The organism is Vannielia sp. SX4 (assembly GCF_052828525.1).
In genome coordinates, this window is record NZ_CM128247.1 from 3,201,905 (window position 1) to 3,215,683 (window position 13,779).

At 67.9% G+C, this 13,779-nt stretch carries 16 protein-coding genes; 7 read left to right on the plus strand and 9 right to left on the minus strand.

Annotation, left to right across the window (positions count from 1 at the left end; all coding sequences use genetic code 11):
* The first annotated feature begins 155 nt into the window (after nt 1–155).
* Both ACUXVX_RS15755 and ACUXVX_RS15760 read left to right on the plus strand, forming a co-directional pair.
* On the plus strand, nt 156–1,238 hold the full coding sequence (locus tag ACUXVX_RS15755; RefSeq protein WP_446309036.1) for an alkane 1-monooxygenase: 1,083 nt from the start codon (nt 156–158) through the stop codon (nt 1,236–1,238).
* Between the two features lie 82 nt (nt 1,239–1,320).
* The gene (locus ACUXVX_RS15760) at nt 1,321–1,719 is read left to right on the plus strand and encodes a hypothetical protein (RefSeq protein ID WP_446309037.1); all 399 of its coding nucleotides are present in this window, start codon (nt 1,321–1,323) and stop codon (nt 1,717–1,719) included.
* A 37-nt stretch (nt 1,720–1,756) separates the two neighbouring features.
* Here ACUXVX_RS15760 and xseA read toward each other — a convergent pair whose 3' ends face one another.
* Nucleotides 1,757–3,307, minus strand: coding sequence for an exodeoxyribonuclease VII large subunit (gene xseA, locus ACUXVX_RS15765; protein WP_446309038.1), 1,551 nt, complete (start codon nt 3,305–3,307; stop codon nt 1,757–1,759).
* 70 nt (nt 3,308–3,377) lie between these two features.
* Here xseA and purD point away from each other — a divergent pair, with 70 nt between their 5' ends.
* Complete coding sequence (purD, locus tag ACUXVX_RS15770; protein WP_446309039.1) at nt 3,378–4,640, plus strand: phosphoribosylamine--glycine ligase; 1,263 nt, start codon at nt 3,378–3,380, stop codon at nt 4,638–4,640.
* Between the two features lie 354 nt (nt 4,641–4,994).
* Here the strand turns inward: purD and ACUXVX_RS15775 are convergent, their stop codons facing one another.
* Together ACUXVX_RS15775 and ACUXVX_RS15780 are read right to left on the minus strand one after the other, a co-directional pair.
* Nucleotides 4,995–5,777, minus strand: a complete 783-nt coding sequence (locus tag ACUXVX_RS15775) for an FG-GAP-like repeat-containing protein (RefSeq protein ID WP_446309040.1) — start codon at nt 5,775–5,777, stop codon at nt 4,995–4,997.
* 16 nt (nt 5,778–5,793) lie between these two features.
* Entirely contained in the window at nt 5,794–6,117 is a 324-nt protein-coding gene (locus tag ACUXVX_RS15780; RefSeq protein ID WP_222468651.1) for a 2Fe-2S iron-sulfur cluster-binding protein, read from the minus strand.
* Nucleotides 6,118–6,213: 96 nt separating this feature from the next.
* On the opposite strand from ACUXVX_RS15780, the gene ACUXVX_RS15785 reads away from it, so the two are divergent.
* The 3 genes from ACUXVX_RS15785 to ACUXVX_RS15795 all read left to right on the plus strand — a co-directional run bounded on the left by ACUXVX_RS15785 (nt 6,214) and on the right by ACUXVX_RS15795 (nt 9,152).
* Nucleotides 6,214–6,642, plus strand: a complete 429-nt coding sequence (locus ACUXVX_RS15785; protein WP_446309041.1) for an OB-fold nucleic acid binding domain-containing protein — start codon at nt 6,214–6,216, stop codon at nt 6,640–6,642.
* Between the two features lie 58 nt (nt 6,643–6,700).
* The gene (locus ACUXVX_RS15790) at nt 6,701–7,270 is read left to right on the plus strand and encodes a peptidoglycan-binding domain-containing protein (protein ID WP_446309042.1); all 570 of its coding nucleotides are present in this window, start codon (nt 6,701–6,703) and stop codon (nt 7,268–7,270) included.
* Nucleotides 7,271–7,337: 67 nt separating this feature from the next.
* Nucleotides 7,338–9,152: a M3 family oligoendopeptidase gene (locus tag ACUXVX_RS15795; RefSeq protein ID WP_446309043.1), complete on the plus strand. Its 1,815-nt coding sequence runs from the start codon at nt 7,338–7,340 to the stop codon at nt 9,150–9,152.
* Between the two features lie 58 nt (nt 9,153–9,210).
* Here ACUXVX_RS15795 and ACUXVX_RS15800 read toward each other — a convergent pair whose 3' ends face one another.
* Nucleotides 9,211–9,747, minus strand: coding sequence for a hypothetical protein (locus tag ACUXVX_RS15800; protein WP_446309044.1), 537 nt, complete (start codon nt 9,745–9,747; stop codon nt 9,211–9,213).
* A gap of 104 nt (nt 9,748–9,851) precedes the next feature.
* Here ACUXVX_RS15800 and ACUXVX_RS15805 point away from each other — a divergent pair, with 104 nt between their 5' ends.
* On the plus strand, nt 9,852–10,247 hold the full coding sequence (locus ACUXVX_RS15805) for a (R)-mandelonitrile lyase (protein ID WP_222468647.1): 396 nt from the start codon (nt 9,852–9,854) through the stop codon (nt 10,245–10,247).
* Between the two features lie 111 nt (nt 10,248–10,358).
* On the opposite strand, the gene ACUXVX_RS15810 is transcribed toward ACUXVX_RS15805, so the two are convergent.
* From ACUXVX_RS15810 to ACUXVX_RS15830, 5 genes are all read right to left on the minus strand, one after another.
* Nucleotides 10,359–10,664 (minus strand): DUF4389 domain-containing protein, encoded by a 306-nt coding sequence (locus tag ACUXVX_RS15810; RefSeq protein ID WP_222494162.1) that lies wholly within the window; start codon nt 10,662–10,664, stop codon nt 10,359–10,361.
* Nucleotides 10,664–11,641 carry a Gfo/Idh/MocA family protein gene (locus tag ACUXVX_RS15815; protein WP_446309045.1) on the minus strand — a complete coding sequence of 326 codons (978 nt, stop codon included), beginning with the start codon at nt 11,639–11,641 and terminating at the stop codon, nt 10,664–10,666. The genes ACUXVX_RS15810 and ACUXVX_RS15815 overlap by 1 nt, the downstream gene beginning before the upstream one ends.
* A gap of 61 nt (nt 11,642–11,702) precedes the next feature.
* Nucleotides 11,703–12,320 carry a class I SAM-dependent methyltransferase gene (locus ACUXVX_RS15820; RefSeq protein WP_446309046.1) on the minus strand — a complete coding sequence of 206 codons (618 nt, stop codon included), beginning with the start codon at nt 12,318–12,320 and terminating at the stop codon, nt 11,703–11,705.
* The gene (gene pssA, locus ACUXVX_RS15825) at nt 12,310–13,074 is read right to left on the minus strand and encodes a CDP-diacylglycerol--serine O-phosphatidyltransferase (protein WP_446309047.1); all 765 of its coding nucleotides are present in this window, start codon (nt 13,072–13,074) and stop codon (nt 12,310–12,312) included. Before pssA ends, ACUXVX_RS15820 begins: the two co-directional genes overlap by 11 nt.
* Nucleotides 13,075–13,078: 4 nt before the next feature.
* Nucleotides 13,079–13,768 (minus strand): phosphatidylserine decarboxylase, encoded by a 690-nt coding sequence (locus ACUXVX_RS15830; RefSeq protein ID WP_222494167.1) that lies wholly within the window; start codon nt 13,766–13,768, stop codon nt 13,079–13,081.
* Nucleotides 13,769–13,779 lie beyond the last annotated feature (11 nt).

Consider the following 13,779-nt stretch of genomic DNA (forward strand, 5'->3'; position numbering starts at 1 on the left):
GAAACGGCGCACACCCGTGCAACCCGCCGCGGGGGCTGGGCGCGGGGCGGGCGGGTGGGCGCGCCCTGCCCCCGCGGCGCGCCCTGCCCGCGCCACATCGCCCCCTTCCTTCCGCCCCACGCCCCCCCTATTCTCCGCCCGAACCGGAGACCACGATGCCCCCCGCCGCCCTCTTCGCCGCTGCCACCCTCACCCCTGCCTTGCTGCTCGCGGCAGGCGGCACGCTGGGCGGCGCGTGGCTCATCGCCGCCGCGCTCACCCTCACCGTTTTTTCCGCCCTGATCGACCAGGCCCTCCGCCGACTCGGCGCGCGGCCCACCCCAACCGCCGCTCCGGGCGCATGGGCCGACACCCTCTCCGCCACCCTCGCGCTGTCCCATTTCGCCCTGCTCGCCCTCGGCATCGCCGCCGTCACCGGCGCCACCGGCCTCGCCTCGTGGGAGCGCGTGCTCGCCTTCTTCGCCTTCGGCCTCTTCATGGGCCAAGTCTCCAATTCCAACGCCCATGAGCTGATCCACCGCTCCACCCGGCCGCTCCGGGCGCTCGGCCGCTGGGTCTATATCTCGCTGCTCTTCGGCCACCACGCCTCGGCCCACCCCAAGGTCCACCACCGCTACGTCGCCACGCCCGACGATCCCAACTCCGCCCGGCTGAACGAAAGCTACTACCGCTTCGCGCTGCGCGCCTGGCTCGGCAGCTTCCGCGCCGGCCTCGCCGCCGAACGCGAGAAGCTCGCCCGTGGCGGCAAGCCCCGCTGGCAGAACCCCTATATCGAATACATCGCAGGCGCCGCCGCCTTGCTCGCGCTGAGCACCCTCGCCTTCGGCCCCGCAGGCCTTGCCGCGCACATCGGCCTCGCCGCCTATGCCACCGCGCAACTGCTAATGTCGGACTACGTCCAGCATTACGGCCTCAGCCGCGCCCGCCTGCCGAACGGCAAATACGAGCCGGTCTCAGACGCCCACAGCTGGAACGCCCCCCATGTCTTCTCCTCGCTGATGATGCTCCACGCCCCGCGCCACTCCGACCATCACGCGCACCCCTCCACCCCCTACCCGGCCCTCACCCTTCCGCCGCCCGCGCCCATGCTGCCCGGCCCGCTGCCCTCGATGGCCACGCTGGCGTTGATGCCCCGGCTCTGGAAACGGGTGATGAACCCGCGCGTCGCCCGCCTCCACGCCAGCGCGCCCAATCCTTCGGCAGCCGCCGCCCCATCCGGACAGATCGCGCGGGCGTGACCCGCCAAGGCCCCGCCCGGCCTTTTCGCGCCGCGCCCCATCTGCCATTCTGACGGCAAAACACAGGCAACCCGGAGCCCCCATGCGCCCGACACTTCTCTTTGCCCTGACCCTCGCCGCCACGCCCGCGCTCGCCGCCGAGCCGATGTCCGGCCCCGAATTCGACGCCTACACCAAGGGGCGCACGCTCTATTACAACAACCACGGCCAGGCCTATGGGGTGGAGGAATACCTCCCCGGCAACCGCGTCCGCTGGTCGTTTCTCGATGGCCAATGCAAGGAAGGCAGCTGGTACGAGCAGGGCCGGTTCATCTGCTTTCTGTACGAGGACCAGCCCGGCGAGCCGCAATGCTGGACCTTCTGGGAAGAACCCGGCGGCATCCGCGCCCTGTTTGAAGACAACCCCTCCGCCACCGAGCTCTACGAGGTGACCGACGCCGACGAGCCGATGCTCTGCCTCGGCCCCGATGTCGGCGTGTAACCCCTAAGGCGGGACGCGCCCGCCACAGGACCGCGCTCTAAAACAAGTCGCCCTGCTCTGGCGGCGTATCCTTGGGCGCGGCTTTCTTCTTCACCGCCCCGCCGCCCGGCACCATCCGCCCGTCGGCAAACTGAATCTCCAGCGGTGCCACCGCCGCTTTGGCCCGCGCCGCGCTCGTCACCACCTCGTCGCCCTCGCGCACCACGGCGAAGCCGCGCTTCAGTGTCTCCTCGTAGCCGAGCGAGCCGAGCAACCGCCCGAGCGCATCGAGCTTCCGCCCCCGCGCCTCCGCCTGCCCGCGCTGCGCCGCCTCCAGCCGGGCGGCCAGCGCCGCCACCCGCTCCCCGGCCCGCGCCGTGCGATCCGTCACCAGCGCAGGCCTGAGCCGCCCGGCCCGGGCCTCCAGCCGCTCCCGCGCCCGCGCCGCGCCGCGCGCCAACTCCGGCCCCAGCCGCGCCCCGGCCCGCTCCGCCCGCTCGCGCCGCTGGGCAATGCCCGCCCGGATCGTCCCGGGCCGCAACCCCGCCGCCGCCTCGCTGAGCGCCCCGCGCTTCTTCAGAACCGCCGTCCGCAGCGCCGCAGGCAACCGCTCGGCCCATTGGTCGAGCCGCTGCTGCGCCCCGCCCAGCACCACCTCTGGCCGTGGCAGGGCGCGCGCCAGATCGGTCAGCCGCTGCCGCCGCCCCCGCACGCTTTCCGACACCGCGCGGCGCAGACGCCCGCCAAAGCCGTCCACCGCCGCCATCAGCTCCAACCGCACCGGCACCGCCATCTCGGCGGCGGCGGTGGGGGTGGGCGCGCGCCGGTCGGCAGCGTGGTCAATCAGCGTGGTATCCGTCTCATGCCCCACCGCCGAGATCAGCGGGATCGCCGAGCCCGCAGCGGCCCGCACCACCACCTCCTCGTTGAAGCCCCAAAGATCCTCGATCGAGCCGCCGCCTCGCGCCACGATGATCAGGTCAGGCCGTGGCAAGGCCCCGCCCGGCGTCAGCGCGTTGAACCCCTCAATCGCGCGGGCCACCTGCGGCGCGCAGTCCTTGCCCTGCACGGCGACGGGCCAAACCAGCACCTTGCGCGGAAAACGGTCGCGCAGCCGATGCAGGATATCGCGGATCACCGCGCCTTGCGGCGAGGTCACCACCCCGATGATCTCCGGCAAGAACGGCAGTGGCCTCTTGCGGCCCGCATCAAACAGCCCCTCGGCGGCCAGCGCCTTGCGCCGCTTCTCCAGCATGGCCATCAGCGCGCCCACGCCCGCCACCGCCACCTCGACCGCGTTCATCTGGTATTTCGACTGGCTGGCAAAGGTGGTCAGCTTGCCCTGCGCCACCACCTCCATCCCCTCCTCGGGAATCACGCTCAGCCCGTCCACCTGCCCCTTCCATGTGGTGCAGGCCAGCACGCTCCGGTCGTCCTTCAGGTCAAAATACAAATGGCCCGACCGCGCGCGCACCACGCGCCCGACCTCACCCTTCACCCTGACGTAGCCAAACTCGCCCTCCACCACGCGCTTCACCGCGCCCGAAAGCTCGGAAACGGTGAACTCGGGGGCATTTCCGCCGGGGGTGGGGTCGTCGATCAGGTCCATGTCACGCTCTTGTGCTGCTCTGCGCCCGACCTTAGAACGCCCCCGAACCAAGGCCAAGGGAGCGGCGTCCATGAACATCCTCATCCTCGGAAGCGGCGGGCGCGAGCACAGCCTTGCCTGGGCAATCCAGCAGAACCCCAAATGCGACCGGCTCATCGTGGCGCCTGGCAATGCGGGCATCGAGGCGATGTGTGAAACCGCCGCGCTCGACATCGAAGATGGCAGTGCCGTCGCCGAGTTCTGCCATGAAAACACTGTGGATTTCGTCGTGATCGGCCCCGAGGCCCCGCTCGCCGCAGGCGTGGCCGACCGGCTGCGCGAGGCGGGCATCCTCACCTTCGGCCCCTCCGCCGAGGCCGCCCAACTCGAAGCCTCCAAGAAGTTCACCAAACAGGTCTGCGACGCCGCCCAGATCCCCACCGCAGGCTGGGCCTCCTTCACCTCTCCCGCCCCGGCGCGCGAGTACATCGAGGCCGTCGGCGCGCCCAAGGTCATCAAGGCCGACGGTCTGGCAGCGGGCAAAGGCGTTGTCGTCGCGATGGACGAGGCCACAGCCCTCGCCGCCATTGACGATGTCTTCGCAGGGGCCTTCGGCGAGGCCGGGGCCGAGGTGGTGATCGAAGATTTCATGACCGGCGAAGAGGCCAGCTACTTCATCCTCTGCGATGGTGAAAACGTGCTGCCCATCGGCACCGCGCAGGACCACAAACGCGTGGGCGAAGGAGATACCGGCCCCAACACCGGCGGCATGGGCGCCTACTCCCCCGCGCCGATCATGGATGACGCAGTCACGCAGAAGGCGCTCGAACAGATCGTCAAGCCGACCGTCGCCGAGATGGCCAAGCGCGGCACCCCCTACCAGGGCGTGCTCTATGCCGGGCTGATGATCGAGGACGGCGAGCCCGCCCTCGTCGAGTACAACGCCCGCTTCGGTGACCCCGAGTGCCAGGTGTTGATGATGCGCCTCGGCGCCCAAGCGCTCGACCTGCTGCTCGCCTGCGCCGAGGGCCGTCTGGCCGAGGCTCAGGTGAACTGGGCCGACGACCATGCGATGACCGTTGTACTGGCGACCGAGGGCTACCCCGGCAGCTACGCCAAGGGCTCGGTGATCGGCGGGCTGGAGGGGCTGCCGGAGACTTCCACCCAGATGGTCTTCCACGCCGGCACCACCACGGCGGGCGGCAAAGTCACCGCCACCGGCGGCCGGGTGCTGAACGCCACCGCGCGCGGCGACACGCTGGCCGAGGCCCGCGACCGCGCCTATGCGCTGGCCGAGACCATCGACTGGCCCGAGGGCTTCTATCGCAAGGATATCGGCTGGCGCGCCCTCTGACCCCCGCATAGGTCGGCAAGCCGGGCAGCGCCGTCCCGCGGGGTGGCGCATGCTACGGCTGTGCGAGGCACTTTATGGTGCCGTGGTCATCTTCCCTCGGAAGTAGGTGCTGCCTTCACCGAAGCGCCGCCCCGGGGGGCGGGACGGCGCTGCCCGGCGCCTTGCGGCGCGCATCGGGCAAAACTCTTCGCACAACCGACACCCCCTAACACACCCTCACCCCACCGCGCCGCACAGTTAACGCCAATTCCCGATGTCCTGTGCAAAAATCGCGTATGTATGGAATGTGCATCAGTTGTGCATCGGATGTGCCTGTGGCGCATAAGCCTCAAACCGGCCCCGCCGCGCCACTCCCTAACGGCACGTCCGCCCTATGCCAAAGCCCTCCGGCCCCTCGATCGGCCCCAGTTCCCGGGCGACCAATTTGCCCCCCACCAGCCGCACGCCGATCATCTCCTGCCAGCCCGGATCGGCCACCACCAGCTCCGGGCCGCCCCGACAGGTGCGCAGCCCACCGTGGATCACCGGATCGCCAAAACGATGGTTGGTGACGCCGGAAAGCGACGCAATCTCAACGAGTTGCCCGTCCGTCCATCGAAACACCCGGAGCACCCGCGCCAGATGCGGCCGGTCGACGAAAGCCACCTCAATCGCCCCGTCGCCATCCAGATCGGCCGCTGCCACCGGCGCCAGCCAGCGGTTGCGCGTGCCGATAAAGTCGGTCGCCGCCAACCGCTCCACCCCGGCCTCGCCAATTCCCCAAACCGCCAGCCGCGCGCCCTTCTGCGCATGGCTCTCCACCACCACGACCTCAGGCAAGCCATCCCCGTTCATGTCCCACAAACGCGGTGAAACATCTTCGAAAACAAGCTCTTGCGGCAGGTTGATCTGAAAGTTCGAGCGCCCCGCGCGGCAGGGCATCCCCAGCGTGACGCCAACAACAAGTGCGCCCCATTCCTCGTCATCGCCCAAGGCCCCATGCGGGTAGCGGCTGGTCGGGGCGGCATAGGTCGCGCCGCTGATCTGCGCCACGCATTGTACCGAAGGGTCAGCCGCAGAGGCCGGCATGGCGGCAAGCGCAAAACCCACCGCCCGCAGCGTTTTACCAATCGTCAGGAAGTTGCGCCAATCTGCCATCGACCGGCGCCCCCGCTCAGATCTGCTTTTCCGGCATCTGTACCACGAGCCCGTCCAGCTCGTCGGTGACCTTGATCTGGCAGGTGAGCCGCGAGCGGGTCTCGTCGGGCTCGAAGGCAAAATCGAGCATGTCCTCTTCCATCGCCTCGCGCCCGGGGAGCTTCTCGACCCAGGCGGCGTCGACGTAGACATGGCAGGTCGAGCAGGCGCAGGCCCCGCCGCAATCGGCGTCGATGCCCGGGATGCCGTTGTCCCGCGCGCCTTCCATGACGGTCATGCCATTGGCAACCTCGACCTCATGCTTGGTCCCGTTGTGCTCGATATAGGTGATCTTGGCCATTTCCTGCTCCGATGTGCCTGCTTTGGCCCCTTTACCGGATCGGCGCGGGAGATTCCAGCATTGCCGGGTCGCGGCAAATGTTCTACTATTGTTCTCATGTCGCCCGCTCCCACATGGCCCCGCCCGCCCCGCGCGCTCCCCGCCGCATGGCTCAACCGCCCGCCCATCGGCGCGCGGGTCACCGTGGCCGGCCTCGTTCTGGTGCGGCAGCGGCCCGGCACCGCCAAGGGGGTGATCTTCGTCACGCTGGAGGATGAGACAGGCACCTGCAACGTAGTGGTCTGGGCCAAGACCTACGAGCGCTTCCGCCGCGCGGTGATCGCCGGGCGGCTGCTACGCGTGACAGGCCGCATCCAGCGCGAGCAGGAGGTGGTGCATATCGTGGCCGAGCAGATCGAGGATATCTCCGCCCTGCTCGATACCCTGCTGGAGCCGCCCCCCGCGCCCTCCCAAGCGCCCGAGCCTGTTGCAAAAGGGGCGCAAGAGCCCGCCCCTCCGCACCGCCTCCCCGCGCCGGGACTTTGAGCCACGCCGCCCCCGCGCTACTCTGCGCCCAACGCGGCCCGCAAGAGAGCCCAGAGCAGTGACACGACCCAACGCCAAACGCCGCCCGCTCAGGGCCGCCCTCGCCTGCGGGATGCTTGTGCTTTCGGCCTGCGTGCCCACCGCCCCTGAGGTGCAAAAACGCGCCGCCCCGCTGCCAATCGTCACCACGCTCGAAGCCCCGCCCAGCGCCACCCCCGGCTCCTGCTGGGGCAAGGAAACCACGCCCCCCGAGACCCGCACGGTGATCGAGCCGGTGCTCGTCCAGCCCGCCCAGCTCTCCGCCTCGGGCGAGGTGATCAGCCCGCCGATCTACCGCCGCGCGCCGCAGGAATACGTGGTCAAACCCGCCGTCCAGCGCTGGTTTGAAACCCCCTGCCCCGCCGAGATGACGCCCGAGTATATCTCCTCGGTCCAGCGCGCCCTCGCCGCCCGCGGCTTCTACCAAGGCGGCCCCTCCGGTGAGATGGATGCCCGCACCCGCCGCGCCATCCGCAAGTATCAGTCCCCCCAAGGGCTCGACAGCGAGACCCTCTCGCTCGCCGCCGCCCGCACCCTCGGCCTCGCTCCGGCCCTTCTGCCGCAGGACGAAACCGCGCCCGAGGGTTGAAGCCCCCGCCCCTTCCTGCCTATCTGCCTTCTGACCGACAAAGACAGACAACGCAGGAGCAGCCCCGATGAAATCCCCCGTCTTCGACGCCGCCACCGCCTCCGGTGGCAAGAACCTCGGCGACCTCCCCGAGTGGGACCTCTCCGACCTCTACACCGCCGAAGACGCCCCCGAGCTGAAGCGTGATCTCGACTGGCTCGCCACCGAATGCCCCGCCTTCGCCGCTGACTACGAGGGCAAGCTGGAGGGCCTGACACCCGAGCAGATGCTCGACTGCGTCCACCGCTACGAGGCGATCGACCGTATCGCGGGCCGCATCATGTCCTTCGCGGGCCTGCGCTACTACCAGCTCACCGTCGACCCCGGCCGCGCCCAGTTCATGGGCAACATGCAGCAGCAGATCACCGACATCATGTCGTCGCTGGTGTTCTTCTCGCTCGAGCTGAACCGCGTCACCGATGCCACCTATGAGGCATGGTTCACCGGCAGTGCCGACCTCGTCCGCTACAAGCCCGTCTTCGACCGGATGCGCGCCCTCAAGCCCTACCAGCTCTCCGACGAGCTGGAGAAGTTCCTGCACGATCAGAGCACTGTCGGCGCCGCCGCCTGGAACCGCCTGTTCGATGAAACCGTCGCCGGGCTGGAGTTCGAGGTGAACGGCGAGACCCTCGGCATGGAAGGCGTGGCCAACCTCCTCTCCGAGCAGAACCGCGACACCCGCGAAGCGGCGGCCCGCGAGATCGCCTCCGTCCTCACCGACAACCTCAACATCTTCTCCCGCGTCCACAACACGCTGGCGAAGGAAAAGGCCATCGAGGACAAGTGGCGCAAGATGCCCACGCCGCAAACCGGCCGTCACCTCTCCAACCACGTCGAGCCTGAGGTGGTCGAAGCCCTCCGCAACGCCGTCGTCGCCGCCTACCCCCGCCTGTCACACCGCTATTACGAGCTGAAGCGCGGCTGGCTCGGCCTGGATAAAATGCAGGTCTGGGACCGCAACGCACCCCTTCCGATGGAGAGCGAAAAGGTCGTGGGCTGGGACGAGGCCAAGAGCACGGTGCTCGACGCCTACGCGGGCTTCGACCCGGAGATGGCCAAACTGGCAGAACCCTTCTTCACCAAGGGCTGGATCGACGCCGAGGTGAAGCCCGGCAAAGCCCCCGGCGCCTTCGCCCACCCCACCGTGACCGACGTCCACCCCTACGTGATGCTGAACTACCTCGGCAAACCGCGCGACGTGATGACGCTCGCCCACGAACTCGGCCACGGCGTTCACCAGGTCCTCGCCGCCGAGCAGGGCGAGCTGCTCTCCTCCACGCCGCTGACCCTCGCCGAAACGGCCTCGGTCTTCGGCGAAATGCTCACCTTCCGCAAACTGCTGGCAGCCGCCAAGGACGACGCCGAGCGCAAGGTGCTGCTCGCCGGCAAGGTCGAGGACATGATCAACACGGTCGTCCGCCAGATCGCCTTCTATGACTTCGAGTGCAAGCTCCACGCGGCACGGGCCGAAGGCGAGCTGACCCCCGACCAGATCAACGAAATCTGGATGTCAGTCCAAGGCGAGTCCCTCGGCCCGGCCTTCGAGTTCATGGAAGGGTACGAGACCTTCTGGGCCTACATCCCCCACTTCGTCCACTCGCCCTTCTACGTCTACGCCTACGCCTTCGGCGACGGGCTGGTGAACGCGCTCTACGCCGCCTACGAGGAAGGCGACGCCGACTTCCAGGCCAAGTATTTCGACATGCTGAAAGCCGGCGGCTCCAAGCACCACAAGGAGCTTCTGGCCCCCTTCGGCCTCGACGCCTCCGACCCTGCCTTCTGGGACAAGGGCCTCAGCATGATCGAAGGCTTCATCGACGAGCTGGAGGCGATGGAGGGCTAACAACCCTGCGGACGGCGGGTGGGGCGACGCGCCAAGGCGCGAGCGTCACCCTGCCTCCCTAATCCACCGCGATCTCCGTTTCGATCACCCCGGTCACCGGGCGGCAGTTGCCCGTGTCGGTGGCCGAGGAGATGATCGGGCGAAAGCACAGCTCCGCCTCGAAGGTCGCCACCAGCCGCCCGTAGCTGCCGTAGACTTCCAGTTCCACGATATCGATCCGCGCAGGCTTGGCCGCGCCCCGGCTGGTCCAGAACGGCCCGCCCATACCCTCCGGCACATGCATCACGTCAACAGAGAGCGGCTCCGCGCCCGGCGCGAACGGCCCCTCGAAGCGCACATCCACGCTGAACACGTCCCGCGAAGTGAAGCGCGGCTCCGGGTGCCCCTGCACCCTCAACTCGGTCAGCCGCGCGCCTTGCTCAAAGCTGGCTGTCGCCACCTTCCGCCCGCCCTGCTCCATCGTGATCGTGTGCCATTCCTCCGCCTCTCCCGCGATATAGGCCGTGATCCGGCCCAGTCCCTCGGCCGCAACAGGCAGGGGCAGCCACGAGGCCACCATCAGGGCCACAATCTGAGACAGCGCAAAAATCCTCATGCCCCCAGCTTGCCCCCTCTCCCCGCGCCCGGTCAAACGCCCTAGGGTGGGGGAAAGGCAGCAGCACCGCCCTATTTACAATTTGAGAGGAATTGGAGGCTAAGATGAAGATCACGCGGGCCACAGAGCAACCCTCGGGCACCGGCCCGGCAGAATACTTTACCGGCGCGGTCCGGCAAGAGAACCGCCACAACCCCGAAGAGGGCGCATCCGCCGGCGCGGTGATCGTCACCTTCGAGCCGGGCGCGCGCACCGCTTGGCACACCCATCCGCGCGGTCAGTTGCTGATCGTCACCGCCGGGCTCGGCTGGGTCCAGCGTGAGGGCGGCCCGAAAGAAGAGATCGCCCCGGGCGACAAGATCTGGTTCGAACCGGGAGAGAAACACTGGCACGGCGCCCGCGCCGACCACGCAATGACCCATGTGGCGATCCACGAGGTCGAGAACGGCACCAACGTCACATGGATGGAGCACGTGAGCGACGCCGACTACCTCGGCTGACGGCGAGAAGAATTTTCCCGAAAATTCTTCGGCCCCCAAAAATCTTCCAGAAGATTTTTGCCCCTCACCCGCCTGAAAAATCTTCGTTAAGATTTTTCGGCCTCACCGCACTCAGTCCAGCTCCGTCCACGGCCAGGGCTTCACCTCGCTGGCGGCGACAAGGTAACGCGCCGCCTTCGCCAGCCAGATGCCGAGGCTCTCGCCGAACTCCGCCAGCCGCGGGTTCGGCTCGCCCTTGCTCACCAGCATGACGACGAACTGCACCAGCGTCGCCACGCCCAGCACCGTCATCGCTACCTGAATCATCAGCCCGATCAGGATCATGTGCAGGAGCCGCATCAGCAGCCCGTCCTTGCCCGCATCCTCCTGCGGACCGTGCATCCGCCCCTCGAAGCGCTCGTCGTCCGAGGGCCGCATCACCCGCGCCCGCCCTTGGCATAGACCGCATCGATCAGCGCCTGCGTGCCCTTGGCGTCTTCAAGGCTCCACGGGTAGTCCGCCCCCTCCCGCACCGTCCGCCCGAAGTTCTCGACCTGCAGCACATATTGGTTGATGCCCGGAAAGCGCTCGATCCGGCGGCCCATGCCATCCTGATGCAGTTCCACCTCGGCCTGATCGAAGACATTGGCGTTGAACGGCGCGGTGAGCCGGATCACGCCCTCGGTGCCGTGAAAGCTCATATGCTGCCACGGGTGCATCCGCATCGAGTTGACCCAATGCGCCGTGCCGCTTGGAAAGCGCGCCGCGACCCGGGCCACCACATCCACACCCGCCTCGAAGGTGAGGTCCGCATGGGTGATCTCCTCGGGCTCCTCGCCCAACATCCAACGCGTTGATCCGTAGGTATAAACCCCGATATCGGGGATGCCCCCGCCACCCTTGGAGGCATCGTTGCGGATGTTGCCCATGTCAGGGTTGTTGTAGGTAAACACCCCGTCCACATGCACCAGATCGCCGATCGCCCCGTCGCGCAGCATGGCCCGCGCCCGCTGCCACTGCGGGTGATGCACGATCATGTAGGCCTCCGCCGCGTGCAGCCCGGTCTCGTCACGCTTGGCGATCAGCGCGTCGATCTCGCCCGCCTCCATCGCGATGGGCTTCTCGGTCAGCACGTGCTTGCCCGCGTCCATCGCCTTCAGCGTCCACTCGACGTGCAGGTGGTTCGGCAAAGGGATGTAAACCGCATCCACCCCCGGATCGGCCAGCAGCGCCTCGTAGCTGTCATGCACCTTCAGCGCAGGGCAAAAGGCCTGAAACGGCTTCGCCTTCTCGGCACTCGAGGTGGCCAGCGCCACCAGTTCGGCCCCCTCCGCGGCATGGATCGCGCGGCCCATGTGCTGAAGCGCAAAGTTGGCGGCGCCGAGGATGCCCCAGCGGATCGGTTCGATTGTCATGGCAGCTCTCCCGGTGTCCCTGTTAGCGCCAACGCTAACGACCCGCCGGTCAGCCCGCAAGCTAGCCCTGCTTCTCCAGCACCAGCCAGGTCATGATCCGCATCGGCGGCAGGCTGTCGCGCTCCACCTCAACGAGGCCGGGCGCGCCGAGTACGCGCGAGATCGGGAAATCCGAGTGCCAGCCGATCAGCCCTTCCAGCGGCGCAATCGCCCGCTCCACGAGGCCCAGCATGCCCTTCTCGGCGGCGAAGTGGTTCACGATCAGCACCTGCCCACCGGGCTTTAGCACCCGCGCGATCTCGCGCATCACCCGCTCCGGCTCGGGCACGACCGAGAGCACATGCATCGCGCTCACGTAGTCAAAGCTGCCATCGGCGAAGTCCAACTCGCGGGCATCCATCTGCCGCAGCGCCTCGACCCGGGTCAGCCCGTCTTCCTCCACCCGCTTCTCGGCCTTGGCCAGCATCTCGGGCGAAAAGTCGATGCCCGTCACCCGAACGCCGGGGCCGTAGAGCGGCAGCGCCAGCCCAGTGCCCACACCGACCTCCAGCACATCGCCGCCCCGCTCCGACACATAGGAGGTTGCCCGCCTGCGCCCGGCATTGGTCACGGCCCCGAAGGTGCTGTCATAGACCGGGGCCCAGCGTTTGTAAGAGTTTGATACCGCTTCAATCTTCATCACTGACGCTCCCCGTGGCGTGGTGCCGCGCACTCCATCCGACCAGCACGATATAGCCGAACTGTGCAATCGACATGACAACCCAGGGCCAGGTGGCGGCGATGGCGGCAAAGGCCACCAACCCGACAATCAGAAACCGGGCATTCTCCCGCGGCACCCGCATCGCCTTCAGCGAGGGGGTGGGCAGGCGTGAAATCATCAAAAGGCCCACGATCACCAGCCAGATGGCGACGATCCCGGCAGGCATCGGCAGGCCCGGAAAGTTCTGCACCAGCGCAAAAGGCGCCAGAGCCAGCAGCGCGCCACCCGGGGCAGGCACACCGGTGAAGGTGCCGGGCTTAGGGCGGTCTTCCTCCGCCTCCTCCCGCGCCGTCACGTTGAACCGGGCCAGCCTCAGCACGGCGCAGACCGCATAGATCAGCACCGCGATCCAGCTCAGCCGCGAGGTGGTGTCGAGGCTCCAGAGGTACAGCAAAAAGCCGGGGACCACGCCGAAGTTGACGAAATCGGCTAGGCTGTCGAGTTCCGCGCCGATCTTGGACTCGGACTTTAGCAGCCGCGCCAGCGGGCCATCCAACCCATCCAGCAGCGCCGCCAGAAGCACCATCATCACCGCCGCCTCGAACCGCCCCTGAAGCGCCAGCCGCAGGCCGGTGAGCCCCGCACAGATGGCCGCGATAGTGACGATGTTGGGCAGCAGGTGCAGGATCGGCAAGCGGCTCGCCCTGCGGCGAATGCGGGGGGCACGTGGCATGCGCTCAGTCGGCCCTTGCCGGTCGGGGCGTGCCCTGCGCGGTATCGGCCAGCACGGTCTCGCCAGCGATCATGGTCTGCCCCACGGCGACCAGCGGCGAAACGCCATCGGGCAAGTAGGTATCGAGCCGGGAGCCAAAGCGAATGAGGCCAAAGCGCTCGCCGCGTTTCAGCACCGTGCCTTCCTCGGTCAGCGGAACAATGCGCCGGGCCACGAGGCCCGCGATCTGGGTCACTACAAGGTCGCGCCCGTCATCCATCTCGATCAGCAGGGAGTTGCGCTCGTTGTCCTCGCTGGCCTTGTCCAGCTCGGCCGAGAGGAACTTGCCGGGCTTGTAGGCCATCTTAGCCACCCGCCCCGGCACCGGGGCGCGGTTGATGTGGCAGTTGAAGACCGACATGAACACACTGACGCGGAGGCGCTTTTCATCGCCCAGCCCCAACTCGGGCGGAGGCGCGGCCATCTCGATCAGGCTCACGATGCCATCGGCCGGGCTCACGATCAGCCCCTCGCCCTCGGGCACATGGCGCACTGGGTCGCGGAAGAAGTAGTAGCACCAAACGGTCAGCCCCAGCCCGATCCAGCCCAGCGGCTGCCAGATGAAGAACAGCAGCAGCGTGAGCACGGCGAAGACGCTGACGAACCGCCAGCCTTCCTTGTGCATCGGCTTGATGAATGTCTCGTGCAGCTTCACGCAGATCCCCC

Bases quoted from the DNA above. Each gene is read 5' to 3' on its own strand.
- xseA (WP_446309038.1), bottom strand. From the start codon at position 3,307: ATGGACCTGATCGACGACCCCACCCCCGGCGGAAATGCCCCCGAGTTC.
- pssA (WP_446309047.1), bottom strand. From the start codon at position 13,074: ATGCCACGTGCCCCCCGCATTCGCCGCAGGGCGAGCCGCTTGCCGATC.
- ACUXVX_RS15810 (WP_222494162.1), bottom strand. From the start codon at position 10,664: ATGCGGCCCTCGGACGACGAGCGCTTCGAGGGGCGGATGCACGGTCCG.
- ACUXVX_RS15760 (WP_446309037.1), top strand. From the start codon at position 1,321: ATGCGCCCGACACTTCTCTTTGCCCTGACCCTCGCCGCCACGCCCGCG.
- ACUXVX_RS15775 (WP_446309040.1), bottom strand. From the start codon at position 5,777: ATGGCAGATTGGCGCAACTTCCTGACGATTGGTAAAACGCTGCGGGCG.
- ACUXVX_RS15795 (WP_446309043.1), top strand. From the start codon at position 7,338: ATGAAATCCCCCGTCTTCGACGCCGCCACCGCCTCCGGTGGCAAGAAC.
- ACUXVX_RS15785 (WP_446309041.1), top strand. From the start codon at position 6,214: ATGTCGCCCGCTCCCACATGGCCCCGCCCGCCCCGCGCGCTCCCCGCC.
- ACUXVX_RS15805 (WP_222468647.1), top strand. From the start codon at position 9,852: ATGAAGATCACGCGGGCCACAGAGCAACCCTCGGGCACCGGCCCGGCA.
- purD (WP_446309039.1), top strand. From the start codon at position 3,378: ATGAACATCCTCATCCTCGGAAGCGGCGGGCGCGAGCACAGCCTTGCC.
- ACUXVX_RS15815 (WP_446309045.1), bottom strand. From the start codon at position 11,641: ATGACAATCGAACCGATCCGCTGGGGCATCCTCGGCGCCGCCAACTTT.
- ACUXVX_RS15755 (WP_446309036.1), top strand. From the start codon at position 156: ATGCCCCCCGCCGCCCTCTTCGCCGCTGCCACCCTCACCCCTGCCTTG.
- ACUXVX_RS15820 (WP_446309046.1), bottom strand. From the start codon at position 12,320: ATGAAGATTGAAGCGGTATCAAACTCTTACAAACGCTGGGCCCCGGTC.
- ACUXVX_RS15780 (WP_222468651.1), bottom strand. From the start codon at position 6,117: ATGGCCAAGATCACCTATATCGAGCACAACGGGACCAAGCATGAGGTC.
- ACUXVX_RS15800 (WP_446309044.1), bottom strand. From the start codon at position 9,747: ATGAGGATTTTTGCGCTGTCTCAGATTGTGGCCCTGATGGTGGCCTCG.